Raw genomic sequence first — 21,477 nt, forward strand, 5'->3', positions numbered from 1 at the left:
GAACGCCATGCCCAGTCTGGATGATGTTTTCAGATATTTCACGGGCGTCTGGAAGATGATGCTTGGCCGCAAGGACGGCCTCGCATATCTCGACATCTCCGCAGAAGATTTCTGGACATCTTTCTATGCGATTGTCGTCGCTCTTCCGCCGCTTTTAGCAACATGGGTTGCCTATGCGGCGGATCTGACCGCAGGGAGCGATGAGGCAGGCATACGCCTTGCCATCGTCATGCGCGCCGCATTTGTGGATGTTGCCGCATGGGTCATCCCACTCGCAATCGTCGGGATGCTTGCCAAACGGATTGGCATTGCAAAGCGCTATGCAGCCTATGTAATCGCCATCAATTGGGGCAGCGCCTTTCTCGCATGGCTTTTCGCGCCAATCACACTGCTGCAGCTGTTCTTTCCGGGTTTTCTTGATATCGCGACACTGTTTGCGCTGGTGCTCTTCACCATCTCGATCATCCTGAGCTACCGGCTGACCTTTATCGTGCTGCAACGCCCACACGCTTATGTGGCCCCGTTCTTTGCCTGCATGTTCTTCGGCTCACTGTTTATCACAGTGTTCCTGCAACAGCTTTTTGGCATTGGGATTGGTGCGAACAGTTTTTAAAACGGAAACGGGTAATCAACGCCGATCAGATAGAGGCCATAGGGCGGCGCGACCTGACCACAGGCTTTGCGATCTTTGGCCTCGAGTGCGGCCTGCAAATCATCAGCCGTCCAGCGGCCAACCCCCACTTCCATCAGGCTTCCCGCAAAGGAGCGCACCTGATTATGCAGGAACGAACGCGCTGAAACGCGCATTTCGACATAATCGCCATTGCGCGTGACATCGAGCCGGTCAAGCGTTTTGATCGGGCTTTTTGCCTGACATTGCGTTGCGCGAAATGTCGTAAAATCATGTTCGCCCAGAAGCCGCTTGGCAGCCTCATGCATCGCTTCGTGGTCAAGGCGTTTCTGCACCCACCAAACGCGCTGATAATCAATCGCCAGCGGCGCACGACGATTGTGAATGCGATAAAGATAGTGCCGGGCACGCGCCGAAAAACGCGCGTCAAAAGCATCCGTCGTCTTCTCGACATTGAGAATGCTGATGCGTTCATCAGCCATCACCAGATGCGCATTGAGCGCATCGCGCACTTTCGCAGCACCCCAATCTTTTGTCAGATCGACATGAATGACCTGCGCGCTCGCATGAACGCCTGCATCAGTGCGGCCTGCCGCGCTCAATGTCAGATCTTCGCCGCAGAACTTTTTAAACGCCTGCTCAATTGCGTTCTGAACAGCATGGCCATTTTCCTGCCGCTGCCAGCCGACATAAGGCGTGCCGTCATATTCGACAGTGATCTTGTAACGAGGCACCGCTCAGAGAACCTTCGTCACTGTTGCACCACGCAAAAACTCCTGCGCAGGCAAGGGCTTCCCGCCTGAACGTTGTAGCGTGACGAGCCGCACAGCACCCTCGCCGCACGCGATCGTCAGGCGATCGTCAAGTACAGTGCCCGGAGCGCCGCTTCCCTCGCCCAATGTAGAGCGCTGGAGTTTGACACGTTCAACCGCGCCGTTGATTTCCATCTCGCACCATGCGCCCGGAAATGGAGCAATGCCACGGATGGTGTTGTGAACGTCCTTAGCAGGCTTCGACCAATCGATCCGCGCCTCGGCCTTATCGATCTTGGCGGCATAAGTCACACCTTCTTCAGCCTGGGGCTGAAGTGCGAGACTTTCGCGCTCAAGCGCACCAAGCGCACGCACCATCAGATCGGCACCGATCATGCTGAGACGATCATGCAGCTCTCCAGCTGTCATGTCCGGCGTGATCGCAACTTTTTCGGCCATGGCGACAGGACCGGTATCAAGCCCCGCATCCATTTTCATGATCATCATGCCGGTTTCAGTGTCGCCCGACATGATGGAGCGCTGAATGGGAGCAGCCCCGCGCCAGCGCGGCAGAAGCGAGGCATGACCATTGTAACATCCAAGGCGCGGCGCATCGAGAATTGCCTGTGGCAGCAGAAGGCCATAAGCCACGACGATTGCCACATCCGCTTCAAGGCTCGCAAAAACGTCCTGCTCTTCGGCGCCTCTCAGGCTTTTCGGTGTGAAGACCGGAATGCCGAATTCCTCGGCCTTTTCATGCACCGGCGACTTTGTCAGTTCCAGTCCGCGACGGCCAGCCGGACGCGGTGGCTGCGAATAAACAGCAACGACATCATAGCCCTGTCCGATGATGGCTGTGAGGATTGGCACGGAGAAATCCGGCGTCCCCATAAAGATAATCCGCATCACAAAGCCCTGTTTGACGCGCGCTGGCTGGCGAGCTTCTTGAACTTCTTGATGACCATATCGCGCTTGAGCTTGGAGATATGATCGATAAACAGTATGCCATTGAGATGGTCGATTTCATGCTGCAAACAGGTCGCCATCAGCCCATCGGCTTCTATCGACTTTTCCTTGCCATCCGCATCGAAATAATTGACCGTGATACTCGCAGGCCGCTCGACCTCCGCATAATAATCCGGGATCGAAAGACAGCCTTCTTCATAGACGCTGCGTTCGTCTGATGAGGCGACAATCTCCGGATTGATGAAGACATGCGGCGCCTTGGGCTCGTCTTCCTTGGCAAGATCAATGACAAGCATCTGCAGAGGTTCGCCCACCTGAATGGCGGCGAGGCCAATGCCCGGCGCGTCATACATCGTGTCGAGCATGTCGCCGGCAAATTTGCGCAACTGATCGTCAAAGCGCTCGACAGGCTTGGAAAGCTCGCGCAGGACGGGATCGGGAAGGATGATGAGCGGTTTAATAGACATGCGCTTCACGTAATCGCTTGCGCAAGAATCGTCAATTGTAACTTGCAAAATGTTCTTGTTTTGATCTCATCAAGACGACACGAATCAGTTAAGCTTGTGCAATGGAAAACCAGAATCTCTTGAACGAACCGCTTTTGCAGCTTGGTGCAACCTCTTTCACGCTGGGAAATATTCTCCTTGCGGGCATTGTTGTGCTGGTCATTTGCCTCGCTATTTTTCTCATTGCGGCAGCGCGTTCTGCGCGTCTCAGAGCTGTTGCGGAAGCGCAGGCTGAAGACCGTGCGCGCGATGCGGAATATCGCATGGCGGAGATTTTGAAGGCACAATCTGAAATGCAGGGTCGCATGCAGACCATGGCCGAAGTTTTTGGCTCACGGCAGGCGGAGCTCAATCAGTCGATCCGCGAACGGCTCGATGGCATGACCCATCGCATCGGCCAGACCATGACCGAGCAGACCCGTTCGACCCATGAAAACCTCGCAAAGTTGCAGGAGCGTCTGGCGGTTATCGACACGGCGCAGAACAATATCCAGTCGCTCGCCGGTCAGGTGGTGCAGTTGCAGGCAATCCTTGCCAACAAGCAGACGCGCGGTGCCTTCGGCCAGTCACGCATGGAAGCGATCATTGCCGATGGTCTGCCGCAGGGCGCTTATGAGTTTCAGGCGACACTGTCCAATGGCACGCGCCCCGATTGCCTTGTCAGGATGCCAAACAACGCGCCATCACTGGTCATCGACGCGAAATTCCCGCTTGAGGCATGGAATTCCATGCGCGAAACGGAAGCGCCGGAAGCACGCAAGACAGCCGTGACACAGTTCCGCCGTGATATGGAAGTGCATATCAAGGATGTTTCCGACAAATATCTGATTACCGGCGAAACACAGGACACGGCTTTCCTGTTTGTCCCATCGGAATCCATTTTTGCCGATATTCATGAGCATTTTGAAGCGCTGATCCAGCGCGCGCACCGGGCGCGGATCGTCATTGTCTCGCCATCGCTCCTGATGCTGTCCATTCAGGTTATTCAGGCGATCTTAAAAGATGCCCGTATGCGCGAACAGGCGCATGTCATTCAGGGTGAAGTGATCCGTCTGATGGAAGATGTGGGCCGCCTTGATGAGCGTGTGCGCAAGCTGCAAACCCATTTCTTGCAGGCCAACAAGGATATTGATGACATTCTGGTGTCTTCCAATAAAGTCACCAAGCGCGGTGCAAAGATTGAAGCGCTTGAATTTGGCCCGGCACCGGCTGAAGAAACACCGCGCAACCCGACACGTTCAGCAGAGAACTCAGGCAGTCAGCTGCATCTTCGCGTTGTTGACGAAGATTAGGACACTTCCAGCAAAACCGTTTCGCGCTTTTACGGAGGATAATGCGTAAAAGCAGGCAGATAGGACATAAGTCCTGTCGGCGTGAAACGAGAATCGATGAAGCAATGCTTCAAGTAAAAGGGGCATGTGAACGTGTTCACATGCCAGGTTTTATGGAAGTGCACCCCTGCTCGAAGAATGGCATTCTCACCCACCGCGTGATCGGCGCGGTGGGTAGAGATTATTCGATTGAAATCAGGTGAAACTCTCTCAGCAATGCCCCAATCTCGGTAGAGTCGAGCTTTTTTATCAATAGCTTTCGGAGAAATTCGGGACCGGGAATACCGACCCGTTTGCCGTCTCTGAGAGGACCAATCGCGGCGAGCAGCGTGCGAATATCATAAGTCGAGTTAAAGACCTCAGGCACACCACGTTCGACATTGAGCAATGTATAGACTGCCTCCATGGGGGTGCGCACGGAATATTCCGTCGTGAAAACGCAGTCCCGCTGCTTTGATTCAGCAAACTGACCGATGAATGCGAAGTTGACCGCCCCCTCCGGTACCACATCCGGCCGGTCTCCGGCCTGACGTGGCATAAAGAACGCGGTGATATAAGGCATCATCACCGGCACAGTCCGTGCGCCTGTTGCAGCCAGTTCCGGGATATCCTCGACCGGCACACCGAGGTGATAGAGCCATTCCTGGGTAATTTCTTCACCCGTACATTCCTGCATCGGCTTTTTCACATAATCGCCGGGCCGATCAACAAACAACGCATAGACCCAAGCAACAATCTGATCCCTGGGTTGTTTTTTGAAATGCGGCTGGCGGCTCACGGTCCAACTCATCAACCAACTGGAATCCTTGACGGTCACGATGCCAGCCGTCACGACCTTGCCGCTGAACGGATCGCGCTTGGCGATCTTCGCAATATATTCAGGAATGCGTTTATCCAGCGTGGTGACTGTCGCCGAGGCCCATTTGGTTTCGGGGATATGGGCCCCAAACACATCAGGGCGTCCGAAGGCGGAATCCTTGGCCGCTATGCGCCGCCAGAGATCCCAGGCCGGAGCTGGCCCCTCGTTCAACTTCGCCGGGGTCTTGTGATCCCCATCATCGGAATTCTCCGTCAGCGAGCCGATGGTGATGAAAACGAGATCGTCAGCCCCAAGATCAACACCGCCTTCAACACCCTTTTCGATCCAGTGGATCCGCGTTGCCTGTTTGCGGTCCGGCTGAATATCGAAATCGACATCCGTGACCTCAACGCCATAGCGAAATCTGACGCCCTGATCCGTCAGCCACTTCACCAGTGGCAGAACCATGGATTCATATTGGTTGTAGCGATTGAATTTAAGGGAGGAGAAGTCTGACAGACTTCCAATGTGATGGATGAAACGGTGCAGATAAAGCTTCATTTCCAGCGCTGAATGCCATTCCTCAAAGGCGAACATGGTGCGCCAGTAGAGCCAGAAATTACTCTTGAGAAAATCTTCACCCAAGACTTCATTGATACGCTTGTTCTCTACTTCTTCGCGCGTCGCCAGAATGATCGAGAGCAGCTCTCTCTGTGCCCTGTCGTTGAGCGTCAGCAGTGCTTTGTCGGGGACATCCTGCCCCTGTTTCTGGGTAACGCGTTGCAGCGAAAAATTCGGATCGTCCTTGTTGAGCCTATAGAATTCATCAAGCACGCTGGCATCTTCAATTTCCAGCGACGGGATGGAACGAAAGAGATCCCAAAGGCATTCGAAATGTTCCTCCATCTCGCGACCGCCGCGGATGACGAACCCCTTTTCGGGTACATCAAGCCCATCAAGTGCGCCACCGGGCAAATCAAGTTCCTCAAGAATCGTAATACGCTCACCGGCGATGCCACCATCCCGGATCAGGAAGGCCGCCCCCGCAAGCCCGGCAAGACCGGAACCGACAAACCAGGCCGTCTTCTTATCCGCGCCTTCGGGCTTGCGGGGACGAACGAAGGCTTCATAGTTTCCGCTGCTGTAATGCATGGTAGAGTATTCCTTCTCGCTTGTGTCTGTTGGGTGACGTCAGGCCTGTATCCTTGCGGTGAAAGGCAAAGCACGGTTATCGGGGAGGCACCACATGTGTCTCCCGTTCGGCGGCATCGATAAAGCTACGCAAAAATAATGTGATTGTCGCTGCAATGAGCGGCGGACGTTCCATGCTTTCCTGCACGGCCAGCCCGTTCGCCAAAGCCATAAAACCGGCAGCCAATTGCGCGCAATGCGCTGGCGCAACTTTGCCGGCGCGTTTGAACGTGCGCCTGATCAGTTCGGCGATACGCTTCTCATGCTCCAACCAGAAGTGAGCATAGCTTGCCGCAAATGTCGGGCTTCTCAATGCATGAAGTTGAAGTTCGATTGCCAGGATCGACCAGTTGCGGTCTTTGTCAAATTTCTCGCACCAGAGTTCCAGCGCATCAAGAACTTGCTCGATACTGTGATCTTCGTTTCCGACGATGGCTTCAAGCTCCTCGTCTTCAAATGCGGTATGCCTTTTCAGAATCTCAAGGAGCACCGCCTCTTTGCAGGGAAAATTCGAATAGAAGGCACCTTGTGAATAGCCCGCCTCCTCAGCAATATCCCGCAGTGAAGTCCCCGCAAAACCAGATTTGATAAAAAGCTGTGTTGCGGATTCGATGAGCCGCTCCCGCGTCTGCATCTGGGCCTCCTGTCGGCTCAGTCTCTTTTTTCTGGGTGTCGGTGTTATGGTGTGCGACCTCGCTGTAACAAAAAGAATATTCAGTAAATACTAATATCAAACGCTATCTGAATTGCCATTGATTTTAATCAATGTACTTGGCCATTAAAACGGTCTATCTTTCGCTTGCAGTTCATACTGGAAGGCTGAGCGAAACGATAGCGGGGCAGGCAATGGCGATCCAGATAGCAGTGCTCAGAGAAACAAAGCCCGGAGAAAAACGCGTTGCCACGGTGCCGATAGTCGCCACGCGGCTCGCACGACTGGGCGCAGCGGTAACATTGGAAAGCGGCGCAGGCCATAACGCGACCTTCGCGGACACAGCCTATCAGGATGTGACCTTCGCGGATAGCGCTCAAGCTCTCGTGGCAAATGCCGATATTGTGCTGGCTGTCCAGCCGCCCACGGTCGAAGTGGCAAAAGCCATGAAACCGGGCGCCCTGCTCGTCTCTTTCCTCTACGCAGCCGAAAATCCGGACCTTATCACAGCCTTGCGCGAAGGCAAGATCACAGCCTTCGCGATGGAACGCATCCCGCGCATCAGCCGGGCGCAATCAATGGACGCACTGTCTAGTCAGGCTGCGCTCGCGGGTTATTATGCACCGCTACTGGGCGCGGTGCACATGCCGCGCATCCTGCCGATGATGACGACCGCCGTAGGCTCACTGCGCGCAGCAAAAGTTCTGGTCATGGGGCTGGGCGTGGCTGGGCTTTCGGCGCTGGCGACCGCACACCGGCTCGGTGCCATCACCGAAGGTTATGATGTCCGTCCCGAGACCGCCGAACAGGCGCAGTCGCTGGGTGCGAAATTCGTTGATACCGGCATTGATGCACGTGGTGAAGGCGGCTATGCGCGCGAATTGACGGCGGACGAAAAAATGCAGGTGCGCCAGGTCGTGTCACGTCACATCGCCGAGGCTGACATGATCATCACGACGGCAGCGGTACCCGGTCGGCGCGCGCCGATCCTGATCGCGGCAGACCAGATTGCGGCGATGAAGCCGGGTGCTGTGATCGTCGATCTCGGCGCTGAAAGCGGCGGTAACTGTGAAGGCACGCAGCCCGGCCAGACGATCAACGTGGGGCCGGTGACAATTCTGGGGCCGCTTAATGTGCCTTCGGCGCTCGCCCAGCATGCCAGCGAACTTTACGCCAAGAATATCCTCAATCTCGTTACGTTGCTTGTGAAAGACGGGGCTATCTCGCTTGATTTTGAAGACGAGGTCATCACCGGTGCCGTTGTGATCCATGACGGAACTATCCGCGATGCCACGCTGCAACAGGGGACAAACGGTGTGGCTTCACCCAGCGCGGAGACTGCGAAATGACAATCGACACATCAATGACCTGGCTGATTGCACTCTATATTTTCATGCTGGCGGCGTTCACCGGCTACGAAGTCATCAGCCGTGTCCCCTCAATCCTGCATACCCCGCTGATGTCGGGTTCGAACTTCATCCACGGCATCGTTGTCGTCGGTGCACTCCATGCGCTGCTCAATGCGACCACGCCTTTCGCACAAGTCGTCGGCTTTCTCGGCGTCGCGCTCGGTGCGGCCAATGCCGCTGGCGGCTATATTGTGACCGACCGTATGCTCGCCATGTTCAAGTCCAGTGGAAGCGGGAAAAACTGACATGCTTATTCAGCACATCCTAGGGCTGAGCGGATTGGCCGCCGCTGGCTTGTTCATTTTCGGCCTCAAGCGGATGTCCTCACCGGTGACAGCGCTCTCCGGCATCGTTGTAGCTGGCATCGGCATGGTGGTGGCAGTCGCAGCCAGTTTCCTGACAATCTTTGAAATCTCGCCCGAGGTCGCACCGCACCGCGGGGTCAATCTGATCCTCGCCGTTATAGCTCTGTGTCTGGGTGGCGGCTGGGCTTACCTGCGTGGACGTAAGGTCGAGATGACAGCCATGCCGCAGATGGTCGCGCTCTACAATGGCATGGGCGGCGGCGCAGCGGCCGCAGTCGCTGCGGTCGAACTGTCGCGGCACGGAGCGCCGGCACCGGTGATCCTGTCTGTGACCGCTGCTGGCGCGCTGATCGGCTCTATATCGCTGACGGGATCAGTGATCGCCTGGGCAAAACTCGACGGCAAGATCAACAAGCCCTGGCGTTTTGGCGGGCAGCGCCTTGTCAACGGCGCGCTGTTTCTGGCCACTCTTCTGCTCGGTATTGCCCTCGTGGTGTTCTTCAACACGTCGTATTTACCCCTGCTGGCGGTGCTGTTCTTCCTGGGCGCACTGGCATTCGGCATCATGATGACGCTGCCGATCGGCGGGGCCGACATGCCAGTGGTAATCTCGCTTTACAATGCTTTCACGGGTCTTGCCGTGGGGCTTGAGGGCTACGCGCTGCAAAATCCATCGCTGATGATCGCGGGCATGGTGGTCGGCTCAGCCGGCACATTGTTGACCGTGTTGATGGCCAAGGCGATGAACCGCTCGCTGACCAATGTGCTGTTCTCGAATTTCGGCGATGCCGCAGTTCAGGGCAATGCCGAAACCCACGGCGAAATGAAAAGCACTGATGCCAGCGATGCCGCCATCGCCATGCGCTATGCCTCCAGTGTCATCATCATCCCCGGCTACGGACTTGCCGTCGCTCAGGCGCAGCAAAAACTCTACGAGTTCGTCAAGCTGCTTCAGGCGGCAGGTGTCGACGTGAAGTTTGCGATCCATCCAGTCGCAGGCCGTATGCCCGGGCACATGAATGTGCTGCTGGCTGAAGCCGGTGTGCCCTACGATATCATCTTCGACATGGAGGACATCAACGCCGAGTTTGCCAACACCGATGTCGCGCTGGTTATTGGTGCCAACGATGTGGTCAACCCCGCAGCCCGTACTGATAAGTCCTCGCCGATTTACGGTATGCCCATCCTTGATGCCGACAAGGCTCATCAGGTCTACGTCGTCAAGCGTGGCCAGGGAAAGGGCTACTCGGGCGTGGAGAATGTCCTCTTTTTCAACGAGAATTGCAGCATGGTCTACGGCGATGCGCAGGCCGTGCTGACGCAAATGGTTCAGGCGGTGAAGGATCTTGGCGCCTGATCTCTTAAAAGAACGCAACACCCTCACTCACAATGGAGAATGGCAATGGCATATGCAACCATAAATCCCTACACTGGAGAAACCGTTGCAACGTTTCCCGACGCGACCGATGCGGAGGTCAATACGGCCCTCGACAAGGCGGATGCAGCCTTCCTGAAGTGGCGTGACACGCCATTTGCGGAGCGTGGGCGCATTCTCCAGAAAGCTGCCGACATTTTGCGGCGCGACAGCGATGCCTTTGCGAAATTACTGACGCTGGAAATGGGCAAGCTCATCTCCGAAGCGAAGGCGGAAGTTGAACTGTCGGCCAAAATCTTCGAATATTACGTTCGTCACGCCGAAGAATTGTTGAAGCCCGAAAAGCTGCCGGTGCTTGATCCCGCAGAAGGCGATGCAATACTGGTGCATGAGCCGCTGGGCGTCCTGCTGGCCATTGAGCCGTGGAACTTCCCCTATTACCAGATTGCGCGCATTCTTGCGCCGCAGCTCTCGGCTGGCAACACGCTCATCCTCAAACATGCGTCAAACGTCCCGCAAAGTGCGGCAGCCTTCGAAAAGCTGATGATGGACGCAGGCCTGCCGGAAGGCGCTTTCAAGAACCTCTATGCAACACGCGATCAGATCAACAAGATCATCAACGATCCGCGCGTTCACGGCGTGGCGTTGACGGGGTCAGAAGGCGCTGGCTCCGTGGTCGCCGCCGAGGCCGGCAAGGCGCTCAAGAAATCGACAATGGAATTGGGCGGTGCCGACGCCTTTGTCGTTCTGGCCGATGCCGACATGCCCAAAACGATCGACTGGGCGGTGTTCGGCCGCCACTGGAACGGAGGGCAGGTCTGCGTTTCTTCCAAGCGCATGATCATCGTTGACGAGGTCTATGACACTTTTCTGGATGGCTATCGCAAGGGTGTTGCGAAGCTTGTCACCGGCGACCCATTCGACCCAAAAACCACACTCGCACCGCTGTCCTCGCAAAAGGCGGCAGACGATTTAAAAGAACAAATTCGCAAGGCGGTCGAGCTGGGTGCGAAGGCCGAAGAAGTCGGCCCGGCAGTGCCCAATCATGGTGCCTTTGTACAGCCAACCATTCTCACCGATGTCCATGAAGGCAATCCGGCGCGCTACTGGGAGTTCTTCGGCCCGGTTTCCATGCTGTTTCGCGCGAAGGATGAGGAAGATGCCGTCCGCATCGCCAATGATTCACCCTTCGGACTGGGCGGTTCTGTCTTCACCTCAGACCCCAAGCGGGGCGCGGAAGTGGCAAAGCGGATTTCAACCGGCATGGTGTTCGTCAATCACCCGACCAAAGTGGAAGCTGACCTGCCATTCGGCGGCATCCGCCGTTCGGGCTATGGCCGCGAATTGCTGGGTCTCGGTCTGAAGGAGTTCGTGAACCACAAGCTGATTGATGTCGTCGATATCGACGCACACTTCTAAGCCCGATCTGCCGACACGGCAGTCCATCCATTCAGACTGCCGTGTCAAACGTCAATTCAAGGAGAAGCACCATGTCACTGGACAGCAAAAAAATTCTCGTCACCGGCGCAGCACAGGGTATAGGCCGCGGCATCGCGCTTAGACTGGCCAAGGACGGCGCTGACATCGCGCTTGTCGATCTGAAGGCCGACAAGCTGGAAGCAGTAAAGAAGGAAGTGGAAGCGCTCGGTCGCAGGGCAAGCACCTTTTCTGCCGATGTCAGCAAGCGAGATGACGTCTACGCTGCGATCGACGATGCCGAAAAGCAACTCGGCGGCTTCGACGTCATGGTCAACAATGCTGGCATCGCCCAGGTCAACCCTATCGCAGATGTTCTGCCGGAAGAGGTAGAGCGCATCTTCAAGATCAACATTGAGGGCGTGCTCTGGGGGATTCAGGCGGCAGCGGCCAAGTTCAAGGCGCGCAAGCAGAAGGGCAAGATCATCAACGCCTCTTCCATCGCTGGCCATGACGGCTTTGCCATGCTCGGCGTTTATTCGGCGACCAAATTTGCGGTGCGCGCCCTGACACAGGCGGCAGCCAAGGAATATGCCAGCGCTGGCATCACCGTAAACGCCTATTGCCCCGGCATTGTCGGCACCGACATGTGGGTTGAGATTGATGAGCGTTTTTCCGAGCTCACCGGCGCGCCAAAGGGCGAGACCTACAAGAAATATGTAGAAGGCATTGCGCTCGGTCGGGCGCAGACGCCCGAAGACGTCGCGGCTCTCGTCAGCTTCCTGGCCAGCAACGATTCCGACTACATCACCGGCCAGGCGATCCTGACCGATGGTGGTATCGTTTATCGTTGATATAACGCGCGGAGGTTGCCATGCATGCAATGGTCCTGAATGCTATCGGCACGCCACTCGTCTGGACCGAGCTTCCAGATAGGAAGCCCGGCCCGGGTGAGATCCGCGTGAAGGTTTCAGCCTGCGGCGTCTGCCGCACGGACCTGCATGTCGTGGATGGAGAACTGCCCGATCCACATATCCCCATCATTCCGGGCCATGAGATCGTCGGGCGGGTTGATGCGCTCGGTGAAGGTGTAACAGGGCTCACGATCGGCGAGCGAGTCGGCATACCTTGGCTTGGGCACACCTGTGGCGTGTGCCCATATTGCCGTACTGAACGGGAAAACCTCTGCGATGCACCGCAGTTCACCGGCTACACACGTGACGGCGGTTATGCGACCGCAGTCGTGGCCGATGCGCGCTTCGCCTTTTCGCTGGGCGAGGAGGGTGAGGATGCTTCCCTCGCGCCACTGCTTTGCGCAGGTCTGATTGGCTGGCGCTCGCTCGTCTTGGCCGGCAATGCGAAAACGCTGGGCTTATACGGCTTCGGCGCCGCCGCTCACATCATCGCACAGGTCGCACGCTGGCAGGGACGCCGTGTTTATGCCTTCACCAAAGCGGGCGACACCGCCACGCAGGATTTCGCCAGAAATCTCGGGGCCGTATGGGCTGGCTCATCCGAAGACAGCCCACCGGAGCCTCTGGATGCCGCGATCATATTTGCTCCCGTTGGCAGCCTCGTTCCGGCGGCGCTGAAGAATGTGCAAAAGGGAGGCCGTGTCGTCTGCGCTGGCATTCACATGAGCGATATACCAAGCTTTCCCTATTCTCTGTTGTGGGAAGAACGGCAGGTTGTCTCGGTCGCCAATCTCACGCGGCAGGACGGCATCGATTTCCTCGGGATTGTCCCGAAAGCAGGCATCGTCACCAACGTCACCACCTATCCGTTACGCGAAGCGAATAAGGCGCTCAATGATCTGCGCGCCGGCCGTTTCGAAGGCGCCGCTGTGCTCATTCCCTGAAAACGCGGTCGAAAGAGCCTGTCATGCTTGAACAACGATTGGATGCACTCAGAAAAGCGATTACAGTGCTTGATCGCGGCGAGTTCCATTTCTTTGAGATCTACGGTGAAGGGTGGAATGATCTATATGTCGGTACAAAGGTGAAACTCGGCCGGGAGTTTCTTGATCGCGTGCGCAACGGGCAATTCGAAGGCGTCGAGGACACCGGCAGGAAAGAAGCGGGTGGCCGCATCTATCGTAAAATTTGAGAGTTAGGCGCGTTCCCAATGATCCAATCAAAACAGGAAATGCTTTAATCGGAGCAAGTCCATTGTATTTACTTCGATAACGTGAGAACCCGCCGCTTATGCGATAGGGGTGTTGGTATCGTGGGTTGCAGGACACGCAACATCCGATACCGACCTTCACTGGAGGTTTCAAATGAGCCGCTCTTTTCACAGCAATCGCATCTTGAAAGAAAGTTTTCGCAAATATTCAAGACATTGATGCCATCACCAGCGACTTATCACACGGCCAGAAAACCACCATCGACTGGTAAAGTAGCCCCTGTGACCATTGCGCTGTCGTTGCTTAAAAGAAGCGCAATGGCCTGCGCAACATCTTCGGATTGCGCAAAACGATTGACCGGATGGCGCACCATCATGGGTGCGCTTTTTGCAGGGTCGCTCCAGGCTTCAACCGCTAGTTCGGTCAATGTGATTGTGGGGGCCACCGCATTGACACGGATACCATGCGGTCCCAACTCCTTAGCGAGAACTCGCGTTGCACCTTCAAGGCCTGCCTTGGATGCGGCATAGCACAAGTGATCCTGAAAACCGCGATGGCCGGCAATAGATGTAATATTGACGATGGCGCCACCGCCGCCTGCTGCCACGCGCATACGGGCAAACTCCTGACACGCAATCAGCGCTGCGCGCAAATTGATGCCCATAACAGCCTCATAACCGGCATCCGTCATATCAAACACGCTTTCAAGCACATTGATGCCTGCGCTGTTAATGAGATAATCACATGCTCCCGCCTCGCGGATCGCGTCACGCGCAGCCCGCGCATCAGACAGATCAACCCGTATCGAACGCCCTCCGATTTCACCAACCAAACTGTCGAGATCAGACTGGGTACGGCTCAGTGCGACCACTTCCGCGCCACGGCTGGCCATCAACTGCGCACATGCACGACCAATACCTTTGCCTGCTCCTGTCACAATGACGGATTTTCCAGAAAACTGCATAGAAATAACCTCTTCGGCGTGATTTTACCGCCTGATGTTGAATAATGGATTATGCAGACAGCGCTTGTGCCATGCTCTGGCGTATGTCGCGCGCGCTCCCCTGCAATGCCAGAAAAGCCCTATAACGTGCATCGTGCACGGCACTGATGCGCACTTGCGGGAGGCACTGCGTGCCAACGCGCGACATGGTCGACATAGCCGTTTCCATATCTGCAAACAGCCCTGCGGCCATTGCGCCCAAAATTGCCGAACCAAGCAGGACCGGCTCTTCACAATCGATCACCTCGACAGGCAGACCTGACGCATCAGCCAGAAGCTGACGAATGAGCGGATGGGTACCTGCGCCACCGCTGACACTGATGGCTTCGACCATTGCACCATTTTTGCTTTGCGTATCAATGATCTGACGCAGGCCATAGCCAAGGCCGCAAAGACCCGCAATATAAAGTGCAACAAGGGAATCCACCCCTGTCTCCATGCCCTGCCCGACAATAACAGCGCGCGCATGCGGGTCGGCAAAGGGCGCACGATTGCCCAGAAATTCCGGCACCACATGCAATGTATCAGCGAGCCTGACGGCCTCGCTGGGCGAATTTGCCAGCATCAATGCTCTGTCGCCAAGCCATTGCGGCAAGGATTTGCCTTCGGCTTTTGCGAGCATGCCTGCTTCAAGTGCTGCCGGATGACATTGCACAAGATGATCAATCGCTGCCCCCGCAGCCGATTGTCCACCTTCATTCAGCCATTTGCCTGGCAACATCGCCGAATAATAAGGCCCCCATACGCCGGGAACGAATGCCGGTTCAACTGTCGTTGTCATGGTGCACGAAGACGTGCCGAACACATAAGCGAGACATTTCACAGGATAAGCAACGCCATCCCGTGCTCCCACTGTTCCCACACCACCGGCATGGGCATCGATCAGCCCTGCCCCAACAGCAATGCCAGCGACAAGTCCCATCGCGGAGGCGGCCTCTGGGCTCAATCCGTGACCAAGCGGCGTGCCGGGCGCAACGATCGTCTGTCCTATACGGCTAAAACCATCGTCTGCCAGATCACCCAGTCCGATAGCACGGAAATATTCCGCATCCCAGCGCCCTTCATGCGCGAGATAAGTCCATTTACATGTGACGGTGCAGGATGAACGCTCAAGTGCACCGCTTGCCTTGAATGTCAGAAAATCCGTGAGATCGAAAAAATGCCGTGCCTTCGCATAGGTGTCGGGATTGTTTTCCCGCAGCCACAGCAATTTAGGTGTCTGCATTTCAGGCGAGATACGTCCGCCGACATATTTGAGCACATCATGGCCGCCTGCATTAATCCGCTCAGCCTGTGCGAGCGCGCGATGATCCATCCATACGATAACATCGCGTTTGCTCTCGCTGCTCACTGGCAGCGTTTTCTCACCTTCGCCAAGAACGACAAGCGAACAGGTGGCATCAAAACCAATGCCTGCCACCTCACCCGGATCGATAGCGGCGCTTGCAACACTTTCACGCACGCTTTCACAAACGGCACGCCATATCTGCTGACTTGATTGCTCGACGAAGCCGCGATCATCCCGATAAAGATCGAGCGGTCGTTTGGCTGTCGCCAGAAGCTTGCCTGAGCGATCAAAAACACCCGCACGGGCGGACCCCGTGCCGACATCCACGCCAATCAGATATTTTGGGACCATTGGAAACACCCTCCGTGAAACGCGATTATACCCGATCAAAGTTGGTCGGCAGCACCAGCATATCGCGAATCGTGACTGTGCGCTTGCGTGTCAGCATATATTCAACCGCATCCGCCACCTCACTCGGATCGATCAGGCTGCCCGATTCCTTGGCCTTGCGCAGGTTTTCCTCAGGCCAGTCGGCCAGCAGGGCCGAAACCACTGGACCCGGCGACACCTGAGCCACACGGACGCCATGCGGGATCATCTGTCGGCGCATTGTCTGCACAAAGCAGGTCACCGCCCACTTGGACGATGCATAAACCGGCTCCCAATAGGTCGGGTAATGGCCTGCAATCGAGCAGGTCACAATGATGTCACCTGTCTTGCGTTCAATCATATGCGGCGCGACAGCATGAACATTTTTCATGACCGCATTGACATTGAGATTGAGCATCTGATCAATGGCTTCTGCGGTTGTCTCTGTCAGATCACCACCAATATAGGTGCCTGCATTGCAATACAGAATATCGATATGGTCGACCTTTTTCAGGATTTCAGGCACCATCGCAGCGCAGCTTTCGGCATTCAACAGATCCGTCACTTGTACGATAGCCTTCTCGCCCAACTCACCCACCAACGCATTCAGCGCTGCTTCATTGCGGTCCACCAGAACGACCGTGGCTCCTGCGGCAAGCAACGTTTTGGTCGTAGCCAAACCAATACCCGAAGCAGCCCCCGTAATGACTGCAGTCTTGCCTTGAAGCGATTCCGCCATTTTATTCTCCTGTGTATGCACCGGACTGTTTCCGGCAAATTTCATAATGATTAGCGCCACTCGCGCCCGATATAGATCGCAAGCAGGATGATGCCGCCTTTGATCACATCCTGAAGATACGGATTGATGCCCATCAGGTTGAGGCCATTGTTCAAGATACCCAACAGGATCGCGCCAATCAGTGTGCCAAGCACCAGACCACGACCGCCGGCAATCGCAGTGCCACCTAAAACAACTGCCGCAATGGCATCGAGCTCGAAACCCATGCCCGCATTCGGTTGACCACTCATCAGACGCCCGGTCAGAATAACTGCGGCGAGAGCCGATGTGAGACCAGAGATCGCGTAGACGGCAAGTTTGACGCGCAATGTTTTCACGCCCGAAAGCCGCGCTGCGGTCTCATTGCCGCCCAGCGCATAGACATGGCGACCAAAAGCAGTGCGTTCGAGCAGCACCCATGCAATCGCGTAGATGATAAACATAATGATAACCGGCACAGGGATCATGCCGATGCGCCCCACACCAAACCATGACACCCAGCTCGGCAGGCCGCTGATCGGATAACCGCCGGAATAAATAAGACCAAGACCACGCGCCATGCCCATAGTGGCAAGCGTCACGATAATTGCCGGCATTCGCCCCCATGCAACAAGGACACCATTGATGGTGCCAATCGCAAGCCCGATGAGCAGGCCAAGACCAAGGGCAGCACTTGCCGGAATCCCGGCATGCACCATGAGGCCCGATGCAAGCGTTCCAACCAGCGCCATGACCGCGCCAACGGACAAATCGATACCGCCAGTGAGGATGACAAAAGTCATACCGACCGCCAATACAGCGACGATAGAGACCTGCCGTAACACATTGAGGATGTTCGGCACGCTGAAGAAATTGTCGCTGGCAAGTCCCATCAGGACGGAGACGACGATCAGGCCCGCCAAGGGCAATATGAGCGGCGAATGCAGCCAATGGCGCAGTGAAAAGCCGCTCTTCTTTTCAGCTGTGGCAATATTTGCATCATTGGACATAGTGCGGCTTCCCCGTTGTGGCTTGGGTCATGATTTCCTCAGACGTGATTTTTTCACCTTCGAGCGTTGCGACGATACCGCCGGAACGGAACACGCAGACCCTGTCTGACATGCCGATGATCTCCGGCAGTTCGGAAGAAATCATGATGATCGAATATCCGGCATTGGTGAAAGCGCGCATGAGGGCATAGATTTCTGCCTTCGCACCGACATCAATACCGCGTGTGGGTTCGTCAAAAATCAGCACGCGCATGTCATGATTGAGCCAGCGCGCGATGACCACTTTCTGCTGATTGCCCCCCGAAAGCGTATCAATGCGCGCATAAGGTCCCTGCGCCTTCACCCGCACCTGCTGCATGGCAACTTGTGTGGCTTTGAGCTCTTTTTTAAGGTCGACAAACCAGTGCAGGCGGCGATATTTGCCGTAATTGTTGAGGGAAATATTTTGCAGGATCGAGAAGCTGGTGATCAGCCCTTGCTCTTTACGGCTTTCCGGCAAAAGCCCGATACCGTTTTCAAGCGCCTGATCAGGGCCGGAAAGCCGCGTCGCCACGCCATCCAATTTCATCTTGCATTGAACAGACGCATGTGCGCCGAGCATGGCCAGAACGCTTTCCGTCCGGCCTGAGCCGACCAGCCCGGCAAAACCCAAAACTTCGCCCTTGCGCAGGCTAAAGCGCGAAACGGGTCCGCCTTTACGCAATTGTAATTCTTCCACATCAATGATTACCGGCGCTCTCACATCAATGTCGGCTTTGGGTGGAAAACCGGCTTCCAGACGACGCCCGACCATCATCTCGACCAGGCGGTCATTATCGACATCACAGACATCACAGGACTTGATATAATTTCCGTCGCGCAGAACCGTAATCCGGTCGCAGATCTCAAAAATCTCTTCAAGATGATGGGAGATAAAAATAATTGCCACGCCCTGACGGCGCAACTCGCGCATCACTTTGAAAAGGTGCTCAACTTCGGATGGAGTCAATGTGGCCGTCGGTTCATCGAGAATAAGAATGCGCGCATCAAGTGCCAGTGTTTTGGCGATTTCGACAAATTGCTGTTCTGCCACAGAAAGCCGGTTGATCGGCACGTCGAGCTGCACATCCACGCCAAGCTTTGCCATAATTTCGCGCGCACGGCTGCGCATGGCCGCCCGGTCGAGAAGCCCGAGGCGATTGCGCATTTCACGCGCCAGAAACATGTTTTCGACTGCATTGAGATACGGAATCAGGCTGAATTCCTGAAACACAATACCGATGCCAGCTCGAATGGCATCGTCGTAGTCGGCGAAATGGCGCTCTTTACCGTCAACCCGGATTTCACCCTCGGAAGGGCGCAGGATACCGGAGAGTATCTTCATCAGTGTAGATTTGCCCGCACCGTTCTCCCCGAGAAGGGCGTGAACTTCACCAGCACGCACATTTAGATCCACACCGTGGAGAACCTCGATCCGGCCAAAGCTTTTTTTGATGCCTTTCAGCTCAAGCACGATTTGTTCCTAACCAATAAGTGGCTCCCGTCCCACGTGCGCCCTTTCGGGCGCAGCGGCTTTTCGCATTCTCCTCAGCAAAAGCGTTTCACACTTGTGCTGCCAATGCATTGAACCGGAACGGGAGCAGGGAGGATGATTACCAGCTGAAACCTTCAGCGTTCTTGGCATCGATCACCATGACGTCGATCGGAACTTCCTTAGGAACAACGCGTGCACCCCATTTCTGCGCCAGCGCCATCGCAAGACCAACGCGCACCTGATCACGCGGGAACTGTGCCGTTGTTTCGATGAAAGGCGTGCCGTCCTTGATGGCTTGAACAGCTTCTGGCGCGCCATCGACAGAAGTCAGCTTAATATCACGGCCTGAGCCCTGAATTGCAGCCAGAGCGCCCATAGCGCCACCATCATTGACCGAAAAAATGCCCGTGAGATTAGGGTGGGACTGGATCATGTTTTCAACAACACCAAGCGCCACTGATCGATCCTGACGACCATTCTGTGTGTCGACCAGTTTGATGCCCTCGAACTCTTCAAGCGCTGCCTTGCAGCCTTCAACGCGCTGAAGGATAGGAACAACCGGAATGCCATCCAGAATGGCAACCTCGCCCTTGCCGTCAAGGCTTTCGCCAAGATACTTGCACGACTGGTAACCCGCATCGCGGTTTTTGGAGCCAACGAAAGTATCAACCGGACCATTGGCGTTGGCATCGACCGCAACGACGATCACGCCTTTTTCCTTGGCAGCAACGACGGCTGCTTCAACACCAGCGCTGTCTGTAGGATTAAGCAGCAGGATGTCGATGTTCTGCTGAAGCATATCTTCCACGTCGGAAATCTGCTTGGCGACATTATGGCCAGCGTCGCTGACAACAACGTCAGCGCCAATGCTTTCGGCTGCACCGCGGAGCGCTTCCTGCATCGAAACGAAATAGGGATTGTTCAGTTCCTGAAATGTCATCCCGATCTTGAGCTTTTCCTGCGCAATAGCAGGGGACGCCAGAAGAGCAAGAACAGTGCTCACAGTTAAAATGGCTTTTTTCATTGAGATTTACCTCCCGTTACAGATTGACAGGCAACGCCTGCATAGTTTGGGCAGAAACCCGCCCGCCCAAATTGCGAATAACCGCATCCGCCGGCTCTGTTTGATCTTGCATCACCAGAATTTTGTTTGCGGCAAAAGTGGTACGAAACTGCGAAGGAGACATGCCCTTGAACTTGAGAAAATGCCGGTTGAAATTGGACAGGTTGGAGAAACCGATCTCGTAGCAAATATCGGTGATCCGCACTTCCGGCATGGTCAGCAGCATCTGGCAGGCGAGATCGACACGCAACTGGTTGCGATAGCGCACCAGCGTCGTCCCTGTATGGCGCTTGAAAGCGCGGGAAAACGCACTCTGACTCTGCCCAAGCATGTCAGCGAGTTCCGTTTCCTCAATCTGCTCGGTCAGATGTTCTCGCAGATAAGCAAGGGCGCGATTGATCCCGCAAGGGCTGAAACGTGTTACATCAAGCTCATAACTCAGGCTCGCGAGCACTTCCGGCTCAGGCGCATTTGAGAGCAGATCCAGAATTTCCCAGAAAAGCGCAATTCGCGTCAGTCCCTGCGCCACGATGAGACGCTCCATGAGAGGGCGGATTTTGATGCTTGTTTCGTCATCGAACAACAATCCGCGACGGCTGCGCTCCAGTAAGGGCCCCAGATCACCCATTTCCGGCATGATTGCGAGCGCATTTTCAATAAAAGCTTCCGGGAATTGAATCACCATGGAACGCGTGGGTACTCTTTCACCTCGCTCGATCTCACTAATCCAGTTATGTGGTAGATTAGGGCCAGTCATGATCAATTGCCCCGGAGCAAAACGCCCGACATGATCGCCCATATAGAAGGTGCCAGAAGTTGCCACCACGAGATGGATTTCATATTCGGGATGGTAATGCCAGCGCACAGTGCGAAATGGATAACCATGCATCCACGCCGCAAAGGACTCTCCTTTGCGGATATGCACAAGCTCCAAATCTGGTTGCATGACATCCTCCCTGACGCAGATCATGATACAGTTGCAAGGCCTGGGCTCCTCTGCTCCAGGCCATGTCTCA

Annotated in this window: 21 protein-coding genes; 9 read left to right on the forward strand and 12 right to left on the reverse strand. The window is 55.6% G+C overall.

What is annotated here, in order from left to right:
• Positions 1–7: 7 nt before the first annotated feature.
• The gene (locus ABE530_RS07025; protein ID WP_265986495.1) at positions 8–613 is read left to right on the forward strand and encodes a hypothetical protein; all 606 of its coding nucleotides are present in this window, start codon (positions 8–10) and stop codon (positions 611–613) included.
• Here ABE530_RS07025 and truA read toward each other — a convergent pair.
• The 3 genes from truA to def are packed head-to-tail and all read right to left on the reverse strand — an operon-like array spanning position 610 to position 2,816.
• Positions 610–1,365, reverse strand: coding sequence for a tRNA pseudouridine(38-40) synthase TruA (gene truA, locus ABE530_RS07030; RefSeq protein ID WP_265986494.1), 756 nt, complete (start codon positions 1,363–1,365; stop codon positions 610–612). The genes ABE530_RS07025 and truA overlap by 4 nt on opposite strands.
• Before the next feature lie 3 nt (positions 1,366–1,368).
• The gene (gene fmt / locus ABE530_RS07035) at positions 1,369–2,289 is read right to left on the reverse strand and encodes a methionyl-tRNA formyltransferase (RefSeq protein ID WP_499694069.1); all 921 of its coding nucleotides are present in this window, start codon (positions 2,287–2,289) and stop codon (positions 1,369–1,371) included.
• Positions 2,289–2,816: a peptide deformylase gene (gene def / locus ABE530_RS07040; protein WP_499694070.1), complete on the reverse strand. Its 528-nt coding sequence runs from the start codon at positions 2,814–2,816 to the stop codon at positions 2,289–2,291. Before def ends, fmt begins: the two co-directional genes overlap by 1 nt.
• A gap of 101 nt (positions 2,817–2,917) precedes the next feature.
• On the opposite strand from def, the gene ABE530_RS07045 reads away from it, so the two are divergent.
• Positions 2,918–4,147: a DNA recombination protein RmuC gene (locus ABE530_RS07045; protein ID WP_499694071.1), complete on the forward strand. Its 1,230-nt coding sequence runs from the start codon at positions 2,918–2,920 to the stop codon at positions 4,145–4,147.
• A 220-nt stretch (positions 4,148–4,367) separates the two neighbouring features.
• Here the strand turns inward: ABE530_RS07045 and ABE530_RS07050 are convergent, their stop codons facing one another.
• A complete protein-coding gene (locus ABE530_RS07050) occupies positions 4,368–6,137 on the reverse strand; it encodes an oleate hydratase (protein ID WP_499694072.1) in 1,770 nt (589 codons plus the stop codon).
• A 76-nt stretch (positions 6,138–6,213) separates the two neighbouring features.
• The gene (locus tag ABE530_RS07055) at positions 6,214–6,810 is read right to left on the reverse strand and encodes a TetR/AcrR family transcriptional regulator (RefSeq protein WP_499694073.1); all 597 of its coding nucleotides are present in this window, start codon (positions 6,808–6,810) and stop codon (positions 6,214–6,216) included.
• 131 nt (positions 6,811–6,941) lie between these two features.
• Here ABE530_RS07055 and ABE530_RS07060 point away from each other — a divergent pair, with 131 nt between their 5' ends.
• The 7 genes from ABE530_RS07060 (at position 6,942) to ABE530_RS07090 (ending at position 13,439) form a co-directional block, all read left to right on the forward strand.
• Entirely contained in the window at positions 6,942–8,177 is a 1,236-nt protein-coding gene (locus tag ABE530_RS07060) for an NAD(P) transhydrogenase subunit alpha (RefSeq protein WP_499694074.1), read from the forward strand.
• Positions 8,174–8,482, forward strand: coding sequence for an NAD(P) transhydrogenase subunit alpha part 2 (locus tag ABE530_RS07065; RefSeq protein WP_265986487.1), 309 nt, complete (start codon positions 8,174–8,176; stop codon positions 8,480–8,482). The genes ABE530_RS07060 and ABE530_RS07065 overlap by 4 nt, the downstream gene beginning before the upstream one ends.
• 1 nt (position 8,483) lies before the next feature.
• Positions 8,484–9,899, forward strand: a complete 1,416-nt coding sequence (locus ABE530_RS07070) for an NAD(P)(+) transhydrogenase (Re/Si-specific) subunit beta (RefSeq protein WP_499694075.1) — start codon at positions 8,484–8,486, stop codon at positions 9,897–9,899.
• A gap of 45 nt (positions 9,900–9,944) precedes the next feature.
• A complete protein-coding gene (locus ABE530_RS07075) occupies positions 9,945–11,336 on the forward strand; it encodes an NAD-dependent succinate-semialdehyde dehydrogenase (RefSeq protein WP_265986485.1) in 1,392 nt (463 codons plus the stop codon).
• Positions 11,337–11,407: 71 nt separating this feature from the next.
• Complete coding sequence (locus ABE530_RS07080; protein ID WP_265986484.1) at positions 11,408–12,187, forward strand: acetoin reductase; 780 nt, start codon at positions 11,408–11,410, stop codon at positions 12,185–12,187.
• A 20-nt stretch (positions 12,188–12,207) separates the two neighbouring features.
• Positions 12,208–13,191 (forward strand): zinc-dependent alcohol dehydrogenase family protein, encoded by a 984-nt coding sequence (locus ABE530_RS07085; RefSeq protein WP_499694076.1) that lies wholly within the window; start codon positions 12,208–12,210, stop codon positions 13,189–13,191.
• Positions 13,192–13,214: 23 nt separating this feature from the next.
• Positions 13,215–13,439, forward strand: coding sequence for a DUF1413 domain-containing protein (locus ABE530_RS07090; RefSeq protein ID WP_499694077.1), 225 nt, complete (start codon positions 13,215–13,217; stop codon positions 13,437–13,439).
• Positions 13,440–13,696: 257 nt separating this feature from the next.
• Here the strand turns inward: ABE530_RS07090 and ABE530_RS07095 are convergent, their stop codons facing one another.
• The 7 genes from ABE530_RS07095 to ABE530_RS07125 all read right to left on the reverse strand — a co-directional run bounded on the left by ABE530_RS07095 (position 13,697) and on the right by ABE530_RS07125 (position 21,407).
• Positions 13,697–14,422: an SDR family oxidoreductase gene (locus ABE530_RS07095; RefSeq protein WP_499694078.1), complete on the reverse strand. Its 726-nt coding sequence runs from the start codon at positions 14,420–14,422 to the stop codon at positions 13,697–13,699.
• A 49-nt stretch (positions 14,423–14,471) separates the two neighbouring features.
• Positions 14,472–16,100: an FGGY-family carbohydrate kinase gene (locus ABE530_RS07100; protein ID WP_499694079.1), complete on the reverse strand. Its 1,629-nt coding sequence runs from the start codon at positions 16,098–16,100 to the stop codon at positions 14,472–14,474.
• A gap of 25 nt (positions 16,101–16,125) precedes the next feature.
• Complete coding sequence (locus ABE530_RS07105) at positions 16,126–16,857, reverse strand: SDR family oxidoreductase (protein ID WP_499694080.1); 732 nt, start codon at positions 16,855–16,857, stop codon at positions 16,126–16,128.
• A gap of 50 nt (positions 16,858–16,907) precedes the next feature.
• Entirely contained in the window at positions 16,908–17,885 is a 978-nt protein-coding gene (locus ABE530_RS07110) for an ABC transporter permease (protein ID WP_499694081.1), read from the reverse strand.
• Positions 17,875–19,377 carry a sugar ABC transporter ATP-binding protein gene (locus ABE530_RS07115; RefSeq protein WP_265985721.1) on the reverse strand — a complete coding sequence of 501 codons (1,503 nt, stop codon included), beginning with the start codon at positions 19,375–19,377 and terminating at the stop codon, positions 17,875–17,877. Before ABE530_RS07115 ends, ABE530_RS07110 begins: the two co-directional genes overlap by 11 nt.
• Before the next feature lie 139 nt (positions 19,378–19,516).
• Entirely contained in the window at positions 19,517–20,422 is a 906-nt protein-coding gene (locus tag ABE530_RS07120; RefSeq protein WP_499694082.1) for an ABC transporter substrate-binding protein, read from the reverse strand.
• 16 nt (positions 20,423–20,438) lie between these two features.
• Entirely contained in the window at positions 20,439–21,407 is a 969-nt protein-coding gene (locus ABE530_RS07125; protein ID WP_499694083.1) for a helix-turn-helix domain-containing protein, read from the reverse strand.
• Positions 21,408–21,477: the final 70 nt, after the last annotated feature.

The organism is Brucella sp. TWI559, assembly GCF_039674265.1.
In the GTDB taxonomy this organism is placed as follows: Bacteria; Pseudomonadota; Alphaproteobacteria; order Rhizobiales; family Rhizobiaceae; genus Brucella; species Brucella chromiisoli.

Bases quoted from the DNA above. Each gene is read 5' to 3' on its own strand.
- ABE530_RS07025 (WP_265986495.1), top strand. From the start codon at position 8: ATGCCCAGTCTGGATGATGTTTTCAGATATTTCACGGGCGTCTGGAAG.
- fmt (WP_499694069.1), bottom strand. From the start codon at position 2,289: ATGCGGATTATCTTTATGGGGACGCCGGATTTCTCCGTGCCAATCCTC.
- def (WP_499694070.1), bottom strand. From the start codon at position 2,816: ATGTCTATTAAACCGCTCATCATCCTTCCCGATCCCGTCCTGCGCGAG.
- ABE530_RS07045 (WP_499694071.1), top strand. From the start codon at position 2,918: ATGGAAAACCAGAATCTCTTGAACGAACCGCTTTTGCAGCTTGGTGCA.
- ABE530_RS07050 (WP_499694072.1), bottom strand. From the start codon at position 6,137: ATGCATTACAGCAGCGGAAACTATGAAGCCTTCGTTCGTCCCCGCAAG.
- ABE530_RS07055 (WP_499694073.1), bottom strand. From the start codon at position 6,810: ATGCAGACGCGGGAGCGGCTCATCGAATCCGCAACACAGCTTTTTATC.
- ABE530_RS07060 (WP_499694074.1), top strand. From the start codon at position 6,942: ATGTACTTGGCCATTAAAACGGTCTATCTTTCGCTTGCAGTTCATACT.
- ABE530_RS07065 (WP_265986487.1), top strand. From the start codon at position 8,174: ATGACAATCGACACATCAATGACCTGGCTGATTGCACTCTATATTTTC.
- ABE530_RS07070 (WP_499694075.1), top strand. From the start codon at position 8,484: ATGCTTATTCAGCACATCCTAGGGCTGAGCGGATTGGCCGCCGCTGGC.
- ABE530_RS07075 (WP_265986485.1), top strand. From the start codon at position 9,945: ATGGCATATGCAACCATAAATCCCTACACTGGAGAAACCGTTGCAACG.
- ABE530_RS07080 (WP_265986484.1), top strand. From the start codon at position 11,408: ATGTCACTGGACAGCAAAAAAATTCTCGTCACCGGCGCAGCACAGGGT.
- ABE530_RS07085 (WP_499694076.1), top strand. From the start codon at position 12,208: ATGCATGCAATGGTCCTGAATGCTATCGGCACGCCACTCGTCTGGACC.
- ABE530_RS07090 (WP_499694077.1), top strand. From the start codon at position 13,215: ATGCTTGAACAACGATTGGATGCACTCAGAAAAGCGATTACAGTGCTT.
- ABE530_RS07095 (WP_499694078.1), bottom strand. From the start codon at position 14,422: ATGCAGTTTTCTGGAAAATCCGTCATTGTGACAGGAGCAGGCAAAGGT.
- ABE530_RS07100 (WP_499694079.1), bottom strand. From the start codon at position 16,100: ATGGTCCCAAAATATCTGATTGGCGTGGATGTCGGCACGGGGTCCGCC.
- ABE530_RS07105 (WP_499694080.1), bottom strand. From the start codon at position 16,857: ATGGCGGAATCGCTTCAAGGCAAGACTGCAGTCATTACGGGGGCTGCT.
- ABE530_RS07110 (WP_499694081.1), bottom strand. From the start codon at position 17,885: ATGTCCAATGATGCAAATATTGCCACAGCTGAAAAGAAGAGCGGCTTT.
- ABE530_RS07120 (WP_499694082.1), bottom strand. From the start codon at position 20,422: ATGAAAAAAGCCATTTTAACTGTGAGCACTGTTCTTGCTCTTCTGGCG.
- ABE530_RS07125 (WP_499694083.1), bottom strand. From the start codon at position 21,407: ATGCAACCAGATTTGGAGCTTGTGCATATCCGCAAAGGAGAGTCCTTT.